The 19,709-nt window shown below is 73.8% G+C and carries 23 protein-coding genes; 10 read left to right on the top strand and 13 right to left on the bottom strand.

The genetic code is table 11. The annotated features are described in order from the left end of the window. Positions 1-89 precede the first annotated feature (89 nt). Genes OO47_RS20310 through OO47_RS20300 form a run of 3 tightly spaced genes read left to right on the top strand, consistent with a single transcriptional unit; the run spans position 90 to position 3,262 of the window. Positions 90-1,892, top strand: coding sequence for a hypothetical protein (locus OO47_RS20310; RefSeq protein WP_234323238.1), 1,803 nt, complete (start codon positions 90-92; stop codon positions 1,890-1,892). After that, on the top strand, positions 1,885-2,265 hold the full coding sequence (locus OO47_RS20305) for a hypothetical protein (protein WP_030218207.1): 381 nt from the start codon (positions 1,885-1,887) through the stop codon (positions 2,263-2,265). Before OO47_RS20310 ends, OO47_RS20305 begins: the two co-directional genes overlap by 8 nt. A gap of 1 nt (position 2,266) precedes the next feature. Further along, complete coding sequence (locus OO47_RS20300) at positions 2,267-3,262, top strand: hypothetical protein (RefSeq protein WP_033209699.1); 996 nt, start codon at positions 2,267-2,269, stop codon at positions 3,260-3,262. Positions 3,263-3,317: 55 nt separating this feature from the next. Here OO47_RS20300 and OO47_RS20295 read toward each other — a convergent pair whose 3' ends face one another. Then, positions 3,318-3,815, bottom strand: coding sequence for a carboxymuconolactone decarboxylase family protein (locus OO47_RS20295; RefSeq protein WP_030218198.1), 498 nt, complete (start codon positions 3,813-3,815; stop codon positions 3,318-3,320). Positions 3,816-3,862: 47 nt separating this feature from the next. Here OO47_RS20295 and pdxR point away from each other — a divergent pair, with 47 nt between their 5' ends. Continuing rightward, positions 3,863-5,266 carry a MocR-like pyridoxine biosynthesis transcription factor PdxR gene (pdxR, locus tag OO47_RS20290; protein ID WP_030218195.1) on the top strand — a complete coding sequence of 468 codons (1,404 nt, stop codon included), beginning with the start codon at positions 3,863-3,865 and terminating at the stop codon, positions 5,264-5,266. A 148-nt stretch (positions 5,267-5,414) separates the two neighbouring features. Here pdxR and OO47_RS20285 read toward each other — a convergent pair whose 3' ends face one another. Beyond that, on the bottom strand, positions 5,415-5,792 hold the full coding sequence (locus OO47_RS20285; RefSeq protein WP_051716208.1) for a hypothetical protein: 378 nt from the start codon (positions 5,790-5,792) through the stop codon (positions 5,415-5,417). Between the two features lie 176 nt (positions 5,793-5,968). Here OO47_RS20285 and OO47_RS20280 point away from each other — a divergent pair, with 176 nt between their 5' ends. Then, a complete protein-coding gene (locus OO47_RS20280) occupies positions 5,969-6,247 on the top strand; it encodes a GntR family transcriptional regulator (RefSeq protein WP_030218191.1) in 279 nt (92 codons plus the stop codon). Positions 6,248-6,440: 193 nt separating this feature from the next. Here the strand turns inward: OO47_RS20280 and OO47_RS20275 are convergent, their stop codons facing one another. From OO47_RS20275 to OO47_RS38475, 4 genes are all read right to left on the bottom strand, one after another. Next, entirely contained in the window at positions 6,441-7,598 is a 1,158-nt protein-coding gene (locus OO47_RS20275; RefSeq protein ID WP_030218190.1) for a methyltransferase domain-containing protein, read from the bottom strand. A 9-nt stretch (positions 7,599-7,607) separates the two neighbouring features. Further along, on the bottom strand, positions 7,608-7,742 hold the full coding sequence (locus OO47_RS38480) for a hypothetical protein (protein WP_267883706.1): 135 nt from the start codon (positions 7,740-7,742) through the stop codon (positions 7,608-7,610). Between the two features lie 225 nt (positions 7,743-7,967). Next, complete coding sequence (locus OO47_RS20270) at positions 7,968-8,240, bottom strand: hypothetical protein (RefSeq protein WP_030218189.1); 273 nt, start codon at positions 8,238-8,240, stop codon at positions 7,968-7,970. Then, positions 8,237-8,365: a hypothetical protein gene (locus OO47_RS38475; protein WP_267883705.1), complete on the bottom strand. Its 129-nt coding sequence runs from the start codon at positions 8,363-8,365 to the stop codon at positions 8,237-8,239. Before OO47_RS38475 ends, OO47_RS20270 begins: the two co-directional genes overlap by 4 nt. Positions 8,366-8,607: 242 nt before the next feature. Here OO47_RS38475 and OO47_RS20265 point away from each other — a divergent pair, with 242 nt between their 5' ends. Further along, entirely contained in the window at positions 8,608-9,714 is a 1,107-nt protein-coding gene (locus OO47_RS20265; RefSeq protein WP_030218188.1) for a helix-turn-helix domain-containing protein, read from the top strand. Between the two features lie 101 nt (positions 9,715-9,815). Here OO47_RS20265 and OO47_RS20260 read toward each other — a convergent pair whose 3' ends face one another. The 3 genes from OO47_RS20260 to OO47_RS20250 all read right to left on the bottom strand — a co-directional run bounded on the left by OO47_RS20260 (position 9,816) and on the right by OO47_RS20250 (position 11,865). Continuing rightward, entirely contained in the window at positions 9,816-10,553 is a 738-nt protein-coding gene (locus OO47_RS20260; RefSeq protein ID WP_030218186.1) for a 3-keto-5-aminohexanoate cleavage protein, read from the bottom strand. Positions 10,554-10,633: 80 nt separating this feature from the next. Continuing rightward, complete coding sequence (locus OO47_RS36910; protein WP_158708676.1) at positions 10,634-10,816, bottom strand: hypothetical protein; 183 nt, start codon at positions 10,814-10,816, stop codon at positions 10,634-10,636. A 206-nt stretch (positions 10,817-11,022) separates the two neighbouring features. Further along, positions 11,023-11,865, bottom strand: coding sequence for a DMT family protein (locus OO47_RS20250; protein WP_033209729.1), 843 nt, complete (start codon positions 11,863-11,865; stop codon positions 11,023-11,025). Positions 11,866-11,995: 130 nt separating this feature from the next. Between OO47_RS20250 and OO47_RS20245 the strand changes: the two genes are divergently transcribed. Together OO47_RS20245 and OO47_RS20240 are read left to right on the top strand one after the other, a co-directional pair. Beyond that, positions 11,996-12,319: a hypothetical protein gene (locus OO47_RS20245; RefSeq protein WP_030218171.1), complete on the top strand. Its 324-nt coding sequence runs from the start codon at positions 11,996-11,998 to the stop codon at positions 12,317-12,319. Positions 12,320-12,331: 12 nt separating this feature from the next. Beyond that, on the top strand, positions 12,332-13,516 hold the full coding sequence (locus tag OO47_RS20240) for a glutathionylspermidine synthase family protein (protein WP_030218162.1): 1,185 nt from the start codon (positions 12,332-12,334) through the stop codon (positions 13,514-13,516). Between the two features lie 69 nt (positions 13,517-13,585). Here the strand turns inward: OO47_RS20240 and OO47_RS20235 are convergent, their stop codons facing one another. Further along, a complete protein-coding gene (locus OO47_RS20235; RefSeq protein WP_234323237.1) occupies positions 13,586-13,879 on the bottom strand; it encodes a type II toxin-antitoxin system VapC family toxin in 294 nt (97 codons plus the stop codon). Positions 13,880-14,009: 130 nt separating this feature from the next. Then, entirely contained in the window at positions 14,010-15,215 is a 1,206-nt protein-coding gene (gene rocD / locus OO47_RS20230; protein WP_030218156.1) for an ornithine--oxo-acid transaminase, read from the bottom strand. A 260-nt stretch (positions 15,216-15,475) separates the two neighbouring features. Here rocD and trpS point away from each other — a divergent pair, with 260 nt between their 5' ends. Both trpS and OO47_RS20220 read left to right on the top strand, forming a co-directional pair. Then, entirely contained in the window at positions 15,476-16,489 is a 1,014-nt protein-coding gene (gene trpS / locus OO47_RS20225) for a tryptophan--tRNA ligase (RefSeq protein WP_030218153.1), read from the top strand. Between the two features lie 127 nt (positions 16,490-16,616). Then, a complete protein-coding gene (locus OO47_RS20220) occupies positions 16,617-17,213 on the top strand; it encodes a 2'-5' RNA ligase family protein (protein WP_030218150.1) in 597 nt (198 codons plus the stop codon). A gap of 152 nt (positions 17,214-17,365) precedes the next feature. Here OO47_RS20220 and OO47_RS20215 read toward each other — a convergent pair whose 3' ends face one another. Next, on the bottom strand, positions 17,366-18,121 hold the full coding sequence (locus OO47_RS20215) for a decaprenylphospho-beta-D-erythro-pentofuranosid-2-ulose 2-reductase (protein WP_030218147.1): 756 nt from the start codon (positions 18,119-18,121) through the stop codon (positions 17,366-17,368). A 17-nt stretch (positions 18,122-18,138) separates the two neighbouring features. After that, positions 18,139-19,512 (bottom strand): FAD-binding oxidoreductase, encoded by a 1,374-nt coding sequence (locus tag OO47_RS20210; protein ID WP_030218144.1) that lies wholly within the window; start codon positions 19,510-19,512, stop codon positions 18,139-18,141. Positions 19,513-19,709: the final 197 nt, after the last annotated feature.

The raw sequence follows: 19,709 nt of genomic DNA, 5'->3' as shown, positions 1-19,709 counted from the left end.
CGGGGAGCTTCCCCCTCGCCTATGCTGTGCCACCGGCTCCCGGTCAACTCTTCGGGAGCGAAGGACAGTTCCACACCATCGGGGGAGTCTTGGCGCAGTCGTTCGTACCCCAGCAGCCCGGAGAACCACCCGGCACCCCGCCGCACGGCACCCCGCCACCCGGCACCCCGCCGCACGGCACCCCGCCACCCGGCACCCGGCCGCCGGGCACCCACCCGTCCGCCAGCGAGGCGACCCGGCTGCTCTGCGCCGGGACGTACCTCGACGACGGCTTCCGCGACGCGGTCATCGACCAGCTGTACGTCCACGAGGAGCGCTTCGCCGCCCCCTCCCTCGGCTACGACGCGAGCCGCGTCCTCGCCCACGCGCTGCGCGCCCGCCGCGTCGAACTCGGCTGGGCCGCGGGCGTCCTGGCCCTCTGGATCGTCGCGTTCCCGCTCACCAAGGGCCTCGTCGTCCTCCTGGTCGCACCCTTCCTGATGCTCGGGATCGCCCGCTGGATCCGCGGCCGGGCCACCACCGCCGCCACCCCGGTGTACCGCCTCGTCCCCGCCTTCCTCCTGCGCTGGTACGGGCGGCTCATGCTCCTCCAGGGCGCCCTGTTCCTCCTCTTCCTCGCCCTCGGCGACGAGGAGGACCGCTGGGAACTGCTCGGCGACCTCTCCGAGACGGGCGAGTTCGTCGGCGCCCTGACCCAGCTCGCCGCCGAGGAGGTGTGGGGCGTCGGCCGGCTGGAGGCGTGGATCGCCCTCGCCGTGCCGCTGCTCGTGGCCTGGGCGGTGGCCGTCCAGCGCGGCCAGTTCGCCCGCGCGCTCACCCAGGAGCTCTCCCGGGAGCGCTTCCCCGACCAGCGCGCCGACCCGGCCGAGCAGGCCGACGGCGCCCGCTCCCGCCGGCTGCGCGACCGCATCCGGATCGAGCAGCACGCGCGGCTCGTCATGTACGGCGCCGACGACCCGTTCTGCGGCGCCGGCGAACCGTACGAGCCCTGGTCGCTCTCCGTCGAACTGCGCCCCCGCAAGAACCTCGACGGCAAGGCGCCCGAACCGCTCGACAACAGCGCCGTCATGCGGCACGTCGTCCCGCTCGTGGAGGCGCTGCGCGTGCCCTCCCCGCACGGTTCGCCGCAGCTCCGGGCGGCCGTACGGGACCGGCTGCGCGAGCTGGAGATCGACGAGGTGGTCTTCCTGCCCGTCGACGGCCTCCCGGCCCGCACCGCCGCCCCGTACACCCCGGAGGGCTTCGAGGCGCACCGCTCGGGCTCCATCGAGGAGGGCGGCGAGACCCGCCGCCACTTCCTGCGCATCCGGGTCGGCGGCTGGGGCGAGGAGATCGTCACCACCGTCTTCGTCCGCGTCCACACGCAGGGCGGCATGCTGATGCTGGAGGTCGCCCCGCACGTCCTGCGGCCGGTGAAGCCGCTCTACCGGTACGCCGACCGGATCGCCCACCGCTACCGGCACAACCACCACTTCGGCAAGGCCGTCTGGGCCCTCGGGCAGACCCCGCGCTCCGCCGGGCAGGCCCTCGTCACCCTCTGGCGCGCGCTCGGCCACGCCTGGCGACTGCTCACCGCGGGCCACGCCCACGCCCTGCCCGAGGGGCCCGGGGTCTCGGTCCGCGAGCTCGCCTCCGACGACGAGGCCTCCCTGTTCCAGGAGATGGACGTCAGCCGCTACCTCAAGAGCATCCAGGACCGGGTCGCGAACGGCGTGACGGTCGCCCTCCGCGAAGCCGGCTACGAGACCGCCGAGTTCGAGCAGAAGATCGTGCACGTCGCCGAGGGCGGCACGTTCATCGAGAACACCCGGGGCAACGTGACCCTCGGCAACCACAACACCGTCACCAACAAGACCTTCACCACCTCGACGCCCGGAGGCGACCGTGGCTGACCCCGACAACTCCCCCCGCCGCGACGGCATCCAGGTCTCCAACACCGGAGGCAACGTCACCATCGGCGACCACAACACCGTCACCAACACCGTGACCGGGAGCGGCCCCGCCCGCGACCCCCTCCAGGAGGAGCTGCTCCGGGCGATCCGCCGCCTGCGCTCCGACCTGGCCGGTGTCGTCCCCTCCGAGCAGACGGCCGCCCTGGACGCCGAACTCTCGGACGCCGAGGACGAGATCGAGGGCACCGGCCGCGCGGACACCGGCCGCCTCACCCGCCTGCGCCGCGCCCTCACGGACGCCGGCGCCGTGACCGGCATCCTCGCCTCGGGCGTGGCCGTGGGGCAGGCCGTCGCCGCCCTCCTCGGAGGATGAGATGAGCGGGTACGGGGGCGGCGGGGCCCGCTGGAACGACGAGACGCAGAGCTGGGAGACGATCGCGGGCACGGGTGCCCCGGCACCCGCACCCGTCCCCACGGGCGGGGGCGGCCCCCTCCTCCCGCCGCTGCCGCCGCCCCCGCCGCCGACCGCACCGGAGTACGGCCCGGGCCCGGGACACAGCCCGGGGTACGGCCCGGAGGACGGATCGGAGTACGGCCCGGGTCACGGCCCCCCGTACGCATCGGGGCACGGACCCCAGTACGTACCGGAGACGGGCGAATGGCGGTACGCGCCGCCCCCGCCCCCGCCGCCCAGGTCCCCCGCGCGGACGGCGGTCGCGGCCGGGGTGGCCGCGGCCGTCCTGGCGGCGGGCTCCGTCGGCGGCTGGCTGCTCTGGGGCGGGGACGGCGACGGGAAGAACCCGGCGGCGGCCCCGCCGGGCTCGGTGTCGGCCCCGGAGGGGACACCGGAGACGACGGAGACGCCCCCCGGCGCCCCGACCCCGGCACCCACCACCTCCGCCACCCCCTCGGACGACGTGCCGCCGCCCGGCTACCGGGCGGTGAAGGACCTCAAGAGCTTCACGATCGCGATCCCCGAGGGCTGGAACCGCACCGAGTCCGACCAGGGCGTCTTCTACAACGCCCCGGACGGCCGGAGCCTCCTCCAGGTCTTCGTGGTCACCGAGGGCGGCCTGACGCCGTACGAGGCCCTGCGCGGCACCTCGCAGGACGGGAGGGCCACCAAGCCCGGGTACGAGGAGATCAGCCTCGAACGGATCACCGGCGAGCCGGACGCCCCGGCCGACACCGCCGAGCTGGTGTACGCGTACGACCGCGACGGGGGCCGCCGCAAGGTGGTCGACCGGGCGTTCACGGCGCCGGACGGCAACCACTACGCGATCCTGGCGGCGGGCCCGGAGGAGGAGTGGCCGAAGCAGCGCGAAGTGCTCCGGGTGGCCCTGGAGTTCTTCGAACCGGGCCCGTACTGACCGGGCCCGTACTGATCCGGCCCGTACTGACCCGGCCCGTACTGGCCCCGGGGGCCTACGGGGCGCCCGGCTCGTAGTGGCCGGGCGTCATCCGGGTGGTGACGCCGATCCGGTTCCAGGCGTTGATGGTGACGATCGCGGCGATCACCCGGGCCAGCTCGGTCTCCTCGAAGTGCGCGGCGGCGAGCGCGTACACCTCGTCGGGCACGAACCCGTCCGTGAGGACGGTGACGGCCTCGGTCAGGGCGAGCGCCGCGAGCTCCCGCTCGGTGTAGAAGTGCCGGGACTCCTCCCAGGCGGAGAGCTGCACGATCCGCTCGACGCTCTCGCCCTCCGCGAGGGCGTCCTTGCTGTGCATGTCGACGCAGAACGCGCAGTGGTTGATCTGCGAGGCCCGGATCTTGATCAGGTGGTAGAGGACGGGGTCGACGTCCTTGGCGGCGGCCGTCTCCAGGCGGACCATCGCCCGGTAGAACTCGGGGACCCGCTCGGCGAAGGGCATCCGGGGCGCGTGCTCGTGGGCGCGCTCGACGGTGGTGTGGGTACTGGTCATGGCGTCCACCGTAGGAGCCGGGTGGCGCAAGGGTATGGTCCATTTCCATGCCGAACGACTGGGCCACTTTCGGGGCCGACCTCCATCTGGAACTCCGCGGGACGCGCCTGCGCGCGGGGCTCACGGACGCCCTGCGGGAGGCGGTGCGCAGCGGGCGCCTGGAGGCGGGGACCCGGCTGCCGTCCTCCCGCTCGCTCGCCGCCGACCTGGGCACGGCCCGCAACACGGTCGCCGACGCGTACGCCGAACTGGTTGCCGAGGGTTGGCTGACCGCCCGGCAGGGCTCCGGCACCCGGGTGGCCCGCCGCGCGGAGCCCCGGGACCGGCCGCGCCACCGGGCCCCCACCCCTCCGGCCACGGCCACCCCCGTCCACAACCTCAAGGCGGGCACCCCCGACCTCGCCGCCTTCCCGCGCGCCGACTGGCTCAAGGCGTACCGGCGGGCGCTCACCACCGCCCCCGACGAGGCCTTCGGGTACGGGGACCCGCGCGGCCGCCCCGAACTGCGTGCCGCGCTCGCCGAGTACCTGGCCCGCGCGCGGGGCGTGCACGCCCGGCCCGGACGGATCGTGGTCTGCGCCGGGTTCGCGCACGGTCTGACGCTGCTCGGGCAGGTGCTGCGGGACCGCGGCGTGCGGGCCGCGGCGGTGGAGCCGTACGGCCTGGAGCTGCACGCCGACGTGCTGGCCCGGGCGGGCCTGGACACCCCGGCCCTGCTCCTGGACGAACGGGGCACGAGGGTCGAGGAGTTGCCGTCCCTGACCGGCTGCGGGGCGGTCCTCATGACGGCGGCCCACCAGTTCCCGCTCGGCGGCGCGCTGCCCCCGGACCGGCGGACGGCCGTCGTGGACTGGGCGCGGGCCTCGGGCGGCCTGGTCCTGGAGGACGACTACGACGGGGAGTTCCGCTACGACCGGCAGCCCGTGGGGGCGCTCCAGGGTCTCGACCCGGAGCGGGTCGCGTACCTCGGCACCGCGAGCAAGTCCCTCGCCCCCGGCCTGCGCCTGGCCTGGATGGTCCTGCCGGAGGGCCTGGTGGACGAGGTGGCGGCGGCGAAGGGGACCGTGCACGGGGCGTCGAGCGCGCCGGACCAGCTGGCGTTCGCGGAGTTCCTGCGCTCGGGGGCGTACGACCGGCACGTGCGGGCGATGCGGCTGCGCTACCGGCGGCGCCGCGACCAGCTCGTGGCGGCGGTGGCCGCGCACGCGCCGGCGACCCGGGTCGGTGGCATCGCGGCGGGCCTGCACGCCGTCCTGACCCTCCCGCCCGGCACCGAACGCGCCACCCTGCGTGCCGCCGCCCGCCACGGCCTCGCCGTCCAGGGCGTCTCCCACTACCGCCGCCCCACCGCCGCCGCCCCGTTCCCGGACGCCCTGGTCGTCGGCTACGCCACTCCCTCGGACAGCGCGTGGCCGGGGGCACTGGAGGCGCTGTGCGGGGTGCTGCCGTGAGGCCGGGCGTCCGGCCCCGGTTCGCCGGGTACGGGCCCGGCGGCCACGGCCACGGCGTGCTCTGGCGCTCGTGGTGCCTCACCTCCACGGGGATGCCGGTCCACCGCCCGCGAGGAGACGGGCACAGGGGCGGTCGGCCCGTTACGGGTCACGCGGGCACCCCCACCGCGGCGAAGGCGGACGCGGGGAACGGAGCGCCCTCGTACGTGTAGGGCCAGTCCATGCCGAGCGTGGCGAGTGCGGCGGCGCGCCGACGCTCGCAGACCAGACCGAGGTCCGCCGTGCCGCCCGCGCGGCAGTACGGACGGGTGAGCGCTACGTCCTCACCGCGCAGCGGGGCGTACCGGGCCCGGACGTGCTCGGGGGTCGGGGTGGGCCACGACTTGGGCCACGGGTCGATACGTACGGGCTCAGTGCGTACGGGCTCGGCCTGGCGGGCGAGGAAAGCGGCGGTGTGACGTCCAGGACGGCGAGGGGCCAGGATCGAGAACGCCCAGGAAAGCGCACGGGCGATAACATCGCGCATGTCGTTTCAGCTCCTATCAGCTGATCGGCGAAGCCCCGGAGGACCGGTCCTAAGCGGCCCTCCGGGGCACCTCTGTGTGCGGAGTCATATTGAGCCAACCTGTCTAGGTGCGTCTAGCCCTGTCTGGTCTTGCCTAGAAGTCGAGCAGGGAGTAGCGCGTTGTCTACGCTTTCGCTATGTCAGCGAGAGAAATTGATCACCGGGCCCCGGAGCCTCCCTACCGGCAGATCGCTGCCGATCTGGCCACCGAGATCGAGCGCGGTGACCTGCCCCCGGGGCGTCCGCTTCCGTCGGAGAAGGCGCTGACGGAGTTGTACGGCGTCGCGCGGGAAACCGCTCGCCGTGCTCTCTCGGTACTCCGCGAGCAAGGGCTCATCTATACCGTGACGGGTCGGGGCTCGTACGTGACCGAGCCTGCCGACCGGACTGGTGAGGACGAGCGCCGGAACGGTTAGGTGGCCTCCCGCGAAGGAAGGCAGTCCGTACTTCGCAGGGCGGACGATCATGTCCGTTCCGGACGTCTCTTCCCAGTCCGGAGCGGGATCCGGCAGTGCATGACCGTGCGCCGTGACACGGATCCGCTCTGCACAACAGGGGAGCCCCGTCCGCGCGCCATGGAGCAGTGCACGGACGGGGCCGGCCTTGCGATCAGCCGGACGCGGGAACGGGCCGACGTGACGTGTCCAGCCACGCGGTTTGCCCCTCAGGAGTCACGGTCAGGCCGAATCGGTCCGGGCCCGGACGGTTGTGCAGCGTCCACCAGGCGTAGGCCGCTTCCACCTCGTTCCACAGACGGCGGGGCCCGTACTGCCATACCGTGAAACGGTCCTCGGACTTCCCGTCCCAGTCGATGGCCGCCCACGACGTGGCGTCCGTCGTCGCCACCCACAGTCGGGTCTCGACCCCTTCTACAGGATTCTCGTGCCATGCCCGCCATACGTCCCGGAGCTGAAGGCCGATGGCGAACTGTGCGTCGAAGTCGCTCCCGGCCACCTTTCGGGGCGAAAGGGTGGTGGCCGATTCGTCGGGCCGGTGGTCGTCACGTACGACGTCCCGGAAGATCCGGAGGTCGGTCCGCTGCCCCCGCATGAGCATGAACGCGGAGTGAGGCGAGAACGGTCCTTCCGCGACCCCGCCGTTCACGATCAGGCGGAGCAACCCGAAGCAGAGCCAGGGCGATTCCCACGGTGCGAGGATCACACCGCCGGGCTTCACCTGGGCGAGCCACGGACGCGGCACGGAACGTACGGAGCACGTGGCCACGAGGCGGTCGTACGGAGCGTTGCCCGTGCACCCCTCCGCCCCGTCCCCGGTGACGACCGTCGCGTCGAGCCCTTCCTCACGCAGCCGGTCCCGGGCCTCCGCCGCCAGTACGGGGTCCACCTCGACGCTCGTCACGTTGCCCGGGCCGACGACATGGGTCAGGAGCCCCGCGTTCCATCCGGTCCCCGTGCCGATCTCCAGGACCCTGTGGTTCGGCCCCGCGTCCAGCATGCGGAGCATGCGGAACACGATGCTCGGGGCACTCGCGGAACTCGACGGCCACCGTTCTCCGTCCGGGCTTCCCCCGTCGTTGACCTGTGTCACAGCCGGCTCGTCGGCGTACGCGGCACGCAGCCAGGCCTCCGGCGAAGCCGCACGATCACACGGTTCCAGGCCGTCCCCGATCCATAACCGGTCGGGCAGGAAGCGGTGGCGCCTCACCGCCCACGCGGCCTGCACCAGACGCGGTTCCAGGTCGCCCAGGTCGGCGCTCACCTCACCGAGCAGTGCGCGCAGGGCGATGTCCGTCGAACTGTCGTTCATCGCGATCGCCTACTCGTCCTTCTTGTGCTTCGGCGGGTCCTTCGGCTTGGCGGTGTCGGGCGACGGCTTGGACTCGCCGGGGTCCTTGTTGCCGGAGTGCTGTCCACTTCCGCCGCTTCCGCCCTTGCCCGTTCCCCAACCCATGATGTCGATCCTTTCCTCGGTCCGAACTTCCTGAGAGCCCGCCGGGTGGTCTCGTGTCCCACGTGAGCCCCACCAGGGCGGGTGTACCGCTTCGGGAGTCGGCGGGACACCGGTCCAATCCGGTTCCGCCCGCCCGTCGCCGAGGCGGCCCCCGGAGACGGGCGGGCGCCTTCGAACGCTCCCGGTCGGGCCGCAGGGTCCAGTCGACCAGGTCGAAGATCCTGCTCACTGCACCGCCTCCCGGCTTTGTTCGCCGGTCGGGCCGGTGTCCTTCAGCGTCATCTTCGGCGGATCGTGCGGATGGTTCCGGATCTCCACCACGCAGTCCACGGCGGCGGACTCGTCGTGCTGCGGGCCCCCGCGCATGTAGTGGTCGAACCAGTTCGCCAGGTACGCGCACGGGGTGCACCCGGGGGCCGGCTCGGGGCGGGGGCGCAACTCGTGGTCTGCGGAGAGGACGAGCGGCGCGGCGCCGAGGAGGGGCTGTTCTCCGGTCACGGACCCACCACCCGTACGGGAGTGGTGACGACACGGATGCGCGCCCACTCGGCCTCGGTGGGCCGCCGCACCTCCTCGGGCGACGCCGCCCACTCGGCACCGCCACCCGGAGGCCGCAGGAACACGCTTCCTCCGTGGCAGCGCGTCACCTTACCGAATCGGGGTGGGCTCGAACTGGTATCGACCACGTAGCACCTCGCGATCGGCGTCCACTCGTCGTCCGACACGTCTCACCGTCCCTCACGTCGTGATGGCACAGAGCGTTTCGGTTCTCACGCAGAGTGACTAGGGGCATTGCTAGGGGCAAGTCGGCCCTGGACACAGTCCGTTCACACCCTCAGGGCAAAAGTAAGGGCAAGATGTCCGCATGAGCGTCGGTGCCTTGATCCGAGATCTGCGTACGGCCCGAGGGTGGTCGCAGGGGCGGCTCGCGCAGGAGATCAACGAAGCGTTCCGGACGAATGTCGATCGGGAGTACATCAGTCGGTGGGAGCGTTCGAAGGTGCGGCCGGGCGGCTTCTACCTTCGGTGTCTCTCCGCTGTCCTGGACGTACCCCTGGCTGTCCTTGAGGGCGAGATGAAGCGTCGTACCTTTCTGTCGGACGTGGCCGCCACGGCCATAGCGCCGATCGTGGCATCGGACCTGCTGGCGGCCGGTTTCGGGGCCCGGCTGCACGGCGGGCCGACGATCGAGGGCTGGGAGGAGAAGCTCGCCACGTACGGCACCGAGTACATGAGCCTGGGTGCGGCCGACATCCAGCGCCGCGTGTCCGGCGAACTCGTCGTCGTGCAGCAGCAGCTTGAGCATCCACGACTGTGGTCGGTCGGAGCCAGGTTGATGACGCTGTACGCGAAGACGTTCCCGGGATCCGACGGCAGCCGCGCGGTCACCTGGTACCGGCTCGCGGCGGAGGCCGCCGACCGGTCGGGGGACGACCAGGCCCGCGTATGGGTCCGGGGGCGCGCCGCGATCGCGCTCGGGTACGAGGGGGCGTCCCTCGGGATGGCGGACCTGTTCGCCGACCAGGCCATGGGAATCAGCGACAAGCCCTCGCTCGGGCTCCTGAACGCGATCATGGGCAAGGCCCACGCGGCGGCTCTCCGTGGAGACCGGGACACCGCTCGGCGCCTCATGGACCAGGGGCGGCGCATCTTCGACTCCGCGGGGTCGTACGAGCAGACCTCGGACTACGCGGTGCCGTGGTGGCGCATGAACGTCTTCACGTCCCTCCTCGCCGCACGCCTCGGAGACGAGTCGACGGCCGTCGACGCGCAGGACACCGCTCGCCGGGAACTTCCCGGCTCCCTCCCGAGGTTCGCCACCCACCTCGAAATGCACCGGGGGCTGATGCTCGCCCGGTCCGGCGACCGAGCCGGCGGAGTCGCGTACGCCCGCGCGGCGCTCGACGCCCTGCCTCCGGAGAAGCACTCGCTGACCCTGCGCCTGTTGATGTCCGAAGTGCGGTCCGCTTAGCGGTGCCGCGATCGTTCGGGGTGCGGGTGCGGGTGCGGGTGCGGGTGCGGGTGCGGGTGCGGGTGCGGGTGCGGGTGCGGGTGCGGGTGTCCCGGGTGGGCTCAAGGACGTCGGGTGCGGTGCTCGTCGAGGATCCCCCGGGCCGCCCGCACGAGGTGGGCGTTGCCCGGCGCGGGGGAGCCGTCCGGCAGGGTCAGGGCGTCCTCCAGGCCGATCCTGGTGGGCAGGCCCAGGGCGGCCGCCACGTGCAGCACGGGCCAGGCGCCGCCGTCCTCGCCGTGCAGGAGCAGGGGGGCCGGGAGGTCGTCGCCCAGTTCCCGCAGCAGGGCCGTGGCGGTGGCCGCCGCCGTGGCCGGGTCGGTGTCGGTCACCTCGGCCAGGACCCGCAGCACCCGGTGGGCCGACGGCCAGGCACGGAACCGGCGGGCGCCGTCGGTCCCCGACCAGACGCCGGCCTCGACCCCGATCCCGCGCTCCAGCAGCGCGTCCGCCACCGCCTCGGCGCCCTCCTCGTGCCAGTTCACCGAGGCGTGGTCGGGCAGCACCGTCCAGGCCCGGACCAGCTCGACCCGCCTCTCCGGGTCCGGCGCCGCCCAGGCCCCGGTGGTGACCCCGACCCGTACCCCTGCCGGTAGGGCGGCCCGCACCGCCCCCACCGCTTCACCGACCGCCCCGGGCTCCAGCGAGTCGAGCCCGTCGGCCCCTCGGGGGTGGAGGTGCACGTCCTCCGCTCCGGCCTCCACCGCCCGTACCGCCTCGGCCGCCAACTCGGCCGGACTCAGCGGGATGTGACGGCCCTCGTCCCGGCTCCGTACTCCGTTCAGGCACACCTGCAACATGGTCCGCACTCTGCCAGACACCGCCGGCGCCCCCCACGGGGCGTGGGGCCCGGAGACATGGGCGCTGATGCCGTACGGGGCTACGGTGTACGGGCGTTCGGCCGGGTGGCGTCGTGCGAGGGATGCGGGGTGGTGGCGGTGAGTCGTGTCGGGCGGTGGCTGGTGGCGGGGGCGGTGCTGGTGGGCGTCGCCGGTGCCGTCGCCACCGAGGTGCTCGAAGGGAGCACCCGGCCGGGGCCTCCCCTCGTCTGGGAATCCGTCACGACGCCCCCTCCCTGCGACCCGTCGGCGCTTCCCGGCACCGACGGACGACCCGCCGACTTCGCCGCCGAGGCCGAAGCCGAGTCGGAGTCCGATCCGTGCGGGGCGGATTGAGCCCGCGGGCCTGAGGGGGGCCGTACCCGCACACCCCCGGCGCGCCGGAGCCCGTCAGCCGGCCGGATCCTCGCACGCGGCCGCTCCCGTCCGGCTATCCGGGCCGGTGCGAGCGCCCGCCCTCCCGCCCCGGGTCCGGCGCCTCGCCGAAGCGGGCCAGGATCAGGGAGCCCACCACCGCCACCGCGAAGCCGGTGACCGCGAGCCGGCCGAGGCCCGGGTGGGTGGTGTCCCCGAGCCAGGCCACCCCGACCACCGCCGGGCCGATCGTCTCGCCGAGCACCATCCCCGCCGTCGCCGTCGTCACCGAACCCCGCTGGAGCGCCGACGTCAGGAGCAGGAAGGCCGTCCCGCCGCCCGTCAGGAGGGCGTACAGGGCCGGGTCCGTCAGGTCCACCCCGTCGACCAGGCGGACCGCCACCTCCACCACCCCGAAGCCGAAGCCCGCGCCCAGGCCGAGGACGAGCGCGCGCGGGCGCTCCGGCAGCCGGCCGGCCGCCGCGCCGAGCAGCAGGATCCCGCCCACGACGCCCAGGAGCGCCCAGTCCAGGCCCGCCGGCCCCGCCCGGTGGCCCTCCCTGCCCGAGGCGAGCGCCAGCATCGCGAGCCCCGCGCAGACCACCGCCACCGCCGTCCACTCCACCCGGCTCAGCCGCACCCGCAGGACCCGCGAGGCGACCACCGCCGTCACCGCCAGGCTCGCCGCGAGGGCCGCGCCCACCACGTAGACCGGCAGCGTCCGCAGGGCCACGACCTGGAGGACGAACCCCAGCCCGTCGAGGCAGAGACCGGCGAGATAGCGCCACTGCCGCACCGCCCGCCACAGCAGCGCGACGTCCACGCCGCCGCCCGTGCCCGGCTCCGCGGCACGGGCCGCCACCGCCTGGAGGACGGAAGCCGTGCCGTAGCAGATGGCTGAAGCAAACGCACAAATCATCCCGAGGAGCACGAAATGACTCTAGGTCCTGGGACCGGAAAGCACCCGCCTAGACTGACGGCCGCGGCATGTGTGACCGTGAGGTGCGCGGCGGTGAGGATCGCGACCGCGAAGGGGGAGGGTGACAGGCATGCGGAGGCTGAGGTCGAGCACGGTGGTGCTCGGCGGGATGGGCGTCCTGGCGGCGACGATCACGGCGTGCGGTTCCGAACCGGACAAGCGGTGCGTCGACCCGCTGACCCGGGAGCAGCTGCCCCGTTACGAGTGCGGCAGCGGCAGCGGAAGCAGCGGCAGCGGCAGCGGTACCAGCGGGAGCGGCACCACCGTCGCCACCCCCCGGGGCTCCTACTACTACGGTGGCTCCGTCAGCGACAACAAGGTGAGCGGCGGCAGCTTCAACAAGTCCGCCGTCGACAGCGGCGGCTTCGGCTGCTCCCGCACCGGCGGCGGCTGAGGCGGCCGGACCGTGGAACGCCACACCATCGAACCCCGCCCGGACTGGCAGCGGACGGTCGAGGAGCAGGGGCTCGTCTATCCGCTGACCCGCTACCCGGACGGTTCGCTGCGCCCGTACTGGGACGAGAGCGCGTACTACTCCTTCACCCTGCCCGAGGTCGAGGCGCTGGAGGAGGTCGTCGAGGAACTGCACGCGATGTCCCTCGCGGCGGCCGCGCACATCGTGGAGAAGGACCGTTTCGCGGAGCTCGGCGTCACCGACCCCCGGCTGGCCGGGCTGATCGCCGAGTCCTGGCGGCGGCGTGACGAACTCCCCTCCGTATACGGGCGGTTCGACCTCCGCTACGACGGCACCGGGCCGGCCAAGATGCTGGAGTACAACGCCGACACCCCCACCTCCCTCGTGGAGGCCGCGAGCCCGCAGTGGTTCTGGATGGAGGAGCGGTTCCCCGGCGCCGACCAGTGGAACTCCCTCCACGAACGCCTCGTGGAGGCCTGGCGGAGCCAGGCCCACCTGCTGCCGCCCGGCCCCGTCCACTTCGCGCACTCGGAGGGCGACGAGCTCGGCGAGGACCTGATGACGGTCGCGTACCTGCGCGAGACCGCCCAGCAGGCCGGCCTGGAGACCGAGGCGCTCTCCGTCGAGCGGATCGGCTGGGACCGGCTCTCGGGCCGCTTCGTGGACGACCGGCTCCGCTTCCTCCGCAGCTGCTTCAAGCTCTACCCGTGGGAGTGGCTGACCACCGACCGCTTCGGCCCGTACGTCCTGGACACCCTCGACAACGGCGGCGGCACCGGCACCACCTGCTGGATCGAGCCCGCCTGGAAGATGCTCCTCTCCAACAAGGCGCTGCTCGCGATCCTGTGGGAGCTGTACCCGGACCACCCCAACCTGCTGCCCGCCTACCTCGACGGACCGCGCGAACTCGCCGCCACCACCGGCTGGGCCGCCAAGCCGCTGCTCGGCCGCGAGGGCGAGGGCGTCACCCTGCACGAGGCCGGGACGGAGCCCTCCGTACGGGACGGGGAGCCCTGCTGCTACCAGGGCCTCGCCCCGCTGCCCGACTTCGACGGCAACCGGGTGGTCCTCGGCGCGTGGGTCGTCCGGGACGAGGCGGCGGGCCTCGGCATCCGGGAGTCGGCGGGGCCCGTCACCGACGAGTACGCCCGCTTCCTGCCGCACGTGATCCTGTGACCGTGCGGGGTCCCGTGACGGTCGGGCCTCGTAACAGCCAGACCTCGTAACGGTCAGACCTTGTAACGGTCAGGCCTTGAGGACCCGGACCGCCGGCCCGCACAGCGGCGTCAGGTCCTCCGGGTCCGGGGTCAGCACGGTGACGGGACCCCGGGCGGTGCGGGCGACGGCGGCGAGAACGGGGTCGATCGCGTACTCGCGACCGCGCAGCCGGTGTTCGCGGAGCAGGCGGGCCGCCTCGTCGGAGACCTCCCTGGTGACGGGACGGACGTCGATCCGCGACAGGACCCACCGGACCCGGGCCGGGTGGACGCGGTCGTGGCCGGCCTCCAGGCGCGTCATCACCGTGGCGGCGACGCGCACGCCCTCCTCCGTGGCGGCCCGGACGAAGGCGAGGACCGTGCGGTCCCCGAGGCACGGCTCGGAGCGGAAACCGGCCGCCGGGGCGCGGCGCTCCCGTACGCGCCCCGCCCCGGAACCGGACGGCCGTCCCTCAGTCCGCCAGCACCCCCCGCAACTGCTCGAGCCCCCAGTCCAGGTCCTCCTTCGAGATGACCAGGGGCGGGGCGATCCGGATCGTCGAGCCGTGGGTGTCCTTCACCAGGACGCCCCGGTCGAGCAGCCGCTCCGAGACCTCCCGGCCCGTGCCCCGGGACGGGGCGATGTCCACGCCCGCCCACAGCCCGCGCCCCCGCACCGCCTCCACCGCGCCGCCGCCCACCAGCAGCCCCAGCTCCGCGTGGAGGTGGTCGCCCAGCTCCGCCGCCCGCTCCTGGTACTCGCCCGTCCGCAGCATCGCGACCACCTCCAGGGCCACCGCGCACGCCAGCGGGTTCCCGCCGAAGGTCGACCCGTGCTCGCCCGGCCGGAAGACCCCGAGCACGTCCCGGTCGGCCACCACCGCCGACACCGGCACCACCCCGCCGCCCAGCGCCTTCCCGAGGAGGTACACGTCCGGCACCACGCCCTCGTGGTCGCACGCGAACGTCCTCCCCGTACGCCCCAGGCCCGACTGGATCTCGTCCGCCACGAACAGCACGTTCCGCCGCCGGGTCAGCTCCCGCACCCCCGGCAGATAGCCGGCCGGCGGCACCAGGACCCCCGCCTCGCCCTGGATCGGCTCCAGGAGCACCGCCACCGTGTTCTCCGTGACCGCCGCCTCCAGGGCCGTCAGGTCCCCGTACGGAACGATCTCGAACCCCGGCGTGTACGGCCCGAAGTGGTCCCGCGCCTCGTGGTCCGTGGAGAAGCTCACGACCGTCGTCGTCCGGCCGTGGAAGTTGTTCGCCGCCACCACGATCTTCGCGTGCCCGTCCGGCACGCCCTTCACCTCGTACCCCCACTTCCGGGCCGTCTTCACGGCCGTCTCCACCGCCTCCGCCCCCGTGTTCATCGGTAGCACCGCCTCCTTGCCGCACAGCTCCGCGAGCCGCGTGCAGAAGTCTGCGAACCGGTCGTGGTGGAAGGCCCGCGAGGTCAGCGTCACCCGCTCCAGCTGGGCCTTCGCCGCGTCGATCAGCCGCCGGTTGCCGTGCCCGAAGTTGAGCGCCGAGTACCCGGCGAGCAGATCGAGGTACCGGCGCCCCTCGACGTCGGTCATCCAGGCGCCGTCCGCCGAGGCGACGACGACCGGAAGGGGGTGGTAGTTGTGGGCGCTGTGGGCCTCCGCCGAAGCGATGGCGTCTTCTGTCCTCGACACGGGGTCTCCGTTCGTCCTGCGGCCCGGGGCGGATGCGGCCCCTTTTCCTATCGTCGCTCGCGCACCGGACGGGGAAACCTCCGACACGGCACGCCTGCCGTCCGGCCGCCCCGCCCGGCCCGCGCACTGTGTTCCCGGTCTCACCCGCCGCGGGCCGCGACCGCCCCGACCGGAGCCGGGCCCCCCTGTCACATCCGCCGGACAGGACCCGTCCCACCGGTCGGGCGGGGACCCGTCCCGCACCTGAGAGAATGATGTGCATGGCCTTCGACAGTCCCCGTGTGCTCTCCGGAATCCAGCCCACCGCCGGCTCGTTCCACCTCGGCAACTACCTCGGCGCCGTCCGCCAGTGGGTCGCCCTCCAGGAGACCCACGACGCCTTCTACATGGTCGTGGACCTGCACGCGATCACGGTCCCGCAGGACCCGGCCGAGCTGCGCGCCAACACCCGGCTCGCCGCCGCCCAGCTGCTCGCCGCCGGCCTCGACCCGGACCGCTGCACCCTCTTCGTCCAGAGCCACGTCCCCGAGCACGCCCAGCTCGGCTGGGTCATGAACTGCCTCACCGGCTTCGGCGAGGCCTCCCGCATGACCCAGTTCAAGGACAAGTCCGCCAAGCAGGGCGCCGACCGCGCCACCGTCGGCCTCTTCACGTACCCGATCCTCCAGGTCGCGGACATCCTGCTCTACCAGGCGAACGAGGTCCCGGTCGGCGAGGACCAGCGCCAGCACATCGAGCTGACCCGCGACCTCGCGGAGCGGTTCAACGGGCGCTTCGGCGACACCTTCACGATCCCCTCGCCGTACATCCTGAAGGAGACGGCGAAGATCTACGACCTCCAGGACCCCTCGGTCAAGATGAGCAAGTCGGCCTCCACGCCGAAGGGCCTCATCAACCTCCTGGACGACCCCAAGGTCACCGCGAAGAAGGTCAGGAGCGCCGTCACCGACACCGACACGGTGATCCGCTTCGACCCGGAGCACAAGGCCGGCGTCTCCAACCTCCTCACCATCCTCTCCACCCTCACCGGGAAGAGCGTCCCCGAGCTGGAGAAGGACTACGAGGGCAAGATGTACGGCGCGCTCAAGACGGACCTCGCCGAGGTGATGGTGGACTTCGTCACGCCGTTCCGGACCCGCACCCAGGAATACCTGGACGACCCGGAGACGCTGGACTCTGTCCTGGCCAAGGGCGCGGAGAAGGCCCGCGCGGTCGCCGCCGAGACCCTCGCGCAGACGTACGAGCGGATGGGCTTCCTGCCCGCCAAGCACTGAGTCCCGGGACCCTGGCCACGAGGGTGGTGCAGGCCGCACACTGGCGGCTGCACCACCCGCGTGCCACCCACGCACGCGACGCACCGACACGCACCGGCACGCAACGAGAACGACGGAGGAGAACGACGTGGGGACCGTAACGCTCGGCGTTTCGATCGCGGTCCCGGAGCCCTACGGCAGCCTGCTCCAGGAGCGGCGCGCCGGCTTCGGGGACCAGGCCGCGCACGGCATCCCCACCCACGTCACCCTCGTCCCGCCGACCGAGGTCCCCCGGGAGCGGCTGCCGGAGATCGAGGCCCACCTCGCGCGCGTGGCCACCGGCTACCAGCCCTTCCCCGTACGTCTGAAGGGCACCGGCACCTTCCGGCCGCTCTCCCCGGTGGTCTACGTGAAGCTGGCGGAGGGCGTCGCCCCCTGCGACCGGCTCCAGCAGCGGATCAGGGACGAGGCCGGGCCGCTCGTGCGCGAGCTCCAGTTCCCGTACCACCCGCACGTCACCGTGGCGCACGGCATCTCCGAGGAGGGGATGGACCGGGCGTACGAGGAGCTCGCCGGCTACGAGGCGGCCTGGACCTGCCGCTCCTTCGCGCTGTACGAGCAGGGCGCGGACCAGGTATGGCGCAAGCTGTGCGACTACGAGTTCGGCAGCGGCCACCCGACCCGCGCCGTCCCGGCCCAGGGCGGCAGCCCGGTCGACACGCCGACCACGACGCCGACCGCCTGAGCCCGGGGCGGGCGTCTCACACCGGCCGCCGCCCGGCTCGCACCGGCCGCCGCCCGGCTCGCACCGGCGCGCCGAGTGCCCGGCCGGTCGCCGGACGTCTCACACCGGCAGCCCCACCGGCACGCCGAGTGCCCGGCCGGCCACCGCACGTCTCACACCGGCAGCCGCCGGTACAGCGGCCTCGGCACGTGCCGCACCGCCGCCGTCACCATCCGCAGCGCCCCCGGCACCCACACCGTCTCCGAGCGGCGCCGCAGCCCCCGCTCGATCGAGGCCGCGACCTCCTCCGGGGTGGTCGCGAACGGCTCCTCCGGGCGCCCCGCCGTCGCCCGCGAGCGCACGAACCCGGGCCGCACCACCATCACGTGCACCCCGGTGCCGTACAGCGCGTCCCCGAGCCCCTGGGCGAAGACGTCCAGGCCCGCCTTCGAGGAGCCGTAGATGAAGTCGGCGCGGCGGGCCCGCTCGGCCGCCGTCGAGGAGAGCACCACGAGCGAGCCGTGCCCCTGCGCCTGGAGCGCGCCCGCGCACACCAGGCCCGCCGAGACGGCGCCGGTGTAGTTCGTCCCGGCGACCCGGGCGGCGGCGACCGGATCGGACTCGTCGCGCGCCTGGTCGCCCGGCACCCCGAAGGCGAGCAGCACCACGTCCACGTCGCCCGCCGCGAAGACCGCCCCCAGCCGCTCCTCGTGCGACCCGGGGTCGAGCGCGTCGAAGGCGACCGTCCGCACCTCGGCCCCCAGCGCCCGCAGCGACGCGGCGGAGGCGTCGAGGGCGGGGGAGGGGCGGCCGGCCAGGTGGACCGTACGGGTGCGCCGGGCGATCATCCGGCGGGCCGTGGCCAGCCCGATCGCGGAGGTGCCGCCGAGGACGAGCAGGGACTGCGGTGCGCCGAGGGCGTCTTTCATGGCGACTCCTGGAGGGCTCAGAGACCGAGACGGCGGGAGAGGTCCGAGACGAGCACGGACCGGGGGTCGAGCGCGGCCCGCAGCGCCCGGAACTCGTCCAGCCGCGGATACATCGCGGCCAGGACCTCCGGCCGCACCCGCGCGTCCCCGACCGGCTGCACCCGGCCGCCCGCCTCCGCGACCTCCTCGTCGAGCGCGTCGAGGAGGGCCCCGAGCCCGGGGAGCCCGGCCGGCAGGTCCAGGGCCAGGGACCAGCCGGGCAGGGCGAAGGAGAGCGGCCCGGGACCGCCCGGACCGAACCGCTGGAGGACGGCGGGCGGCACGAACCGCCGCCCCGCGATCCGCCGCACGATCCCCCGCAGCACCTCCTCCCGCCCGTACGGCAGGACGAAGCGGTACGGGACGGCGCCCCCGGGCCCGTACAGCCGGTTCCAGTGCGGGACGGCGTCGAGCGGGTGGAAGAAGCCGGACAGCGGCCGGAACCGGCCGGCGGCCGCGCGGGGCGACGCCCGGTGCCAGAGCGCGTGGAAGAGCCCGGCGGAGGCGCCGCCGAGCAGCCCGCCGGGGACGTACGGCGGCGGGGCGGGCAGCCGGACGGGCCGGAAGGCGAGCGGCGCGCGGCGGGCCGGATGGCGGCGGGGCAGCGCGTCGTACGGGGCGTGGTCGCCGCGCGTGAGGACGGCCCGGCCGGTGGCGGCGCCCCGGGCGAGCAGGTCGATCCGGGCGGTGGAGTACGCGTACCGGTGGTCGCCCCCGGCGAGCCGGCCGAGGAGGTCGTCCAGGTCGCGGGCCCGCTCGGTGTCCACGCGCATCAGGGAGGTCTCGACGGCCGGCAGCCGCAGGACGGCGGAGAGGATCACGCCGGTCAGGCCCAGGCCGCCGGTGGTGGCGTCGAAGAGCGGGGTGCCGGGCCGGACGGTCCTGACCTCCCCGTCGGGGGTGAGGAGTTCGAGCGAGACCACGTGCCGGCCGAAGGAGCCGGCGGTGTGCTGGTTCCCGCCGTGGACGTCACCGGCGATCGCGCCGCCGACCGTCACGTACCGGGTGGCGGGCACGACGGGGACGAACCGGCCGAGCGGCAGCAGCAGCTCCATCAGCCGGTGCAGGCTGACGCCGGCCTCGCAGTCCACGAGCCCCGCGCGCGCGTCGACGGCGCGGATCCGGTCGAGGCCGGTCATGTCGAGGACGGTACCGCCGGCGTTCCGGGCGGCGTCGCCGTGGGCGCGCCCCAGCCCGCGGGCGATCGCGCCCCTGGCCCCCGGGGCGCGCAGGGCGGCGGCCACCTCGGCGGGGCTGCGGGGCCGGTACACGCGCGCGAGGGTGGGGGCGGTGCGGCCCCAGCCGGTGAGGGCTTCGCAGTCGTCGTCCGGGACGCGGGTCTCGACAGCCATGGAGCCGACCGTATAGGCAGGAATGCTGCTTATGCCGGTATTGGTGTGTATGGCTTGGTGGTTCGTCGAAAAGGGTGATGATCCGACAGGAGGAAGGTCGCAAGGTCGGAAGGTCGGAAGGGAGGGCCGGAAGGCGATCCCGGCACCCGGGACCATGTCGCTCGCACACACACCGGCCCGACGGGGGGATTCTCGTA

This window comes from Streptomyces bikiniensis, assembly GCF_000716625.1.
Classification (GTDB): Bacteria; Actinomycetota; Actinomycetes; order Streptomycetales; family Streptomycetaceae; genus Streptomyces; species Streptomyces bikiniensis.
This window is presented reverse-complemented; position numbering and strand designations above follow the sequence as displayed.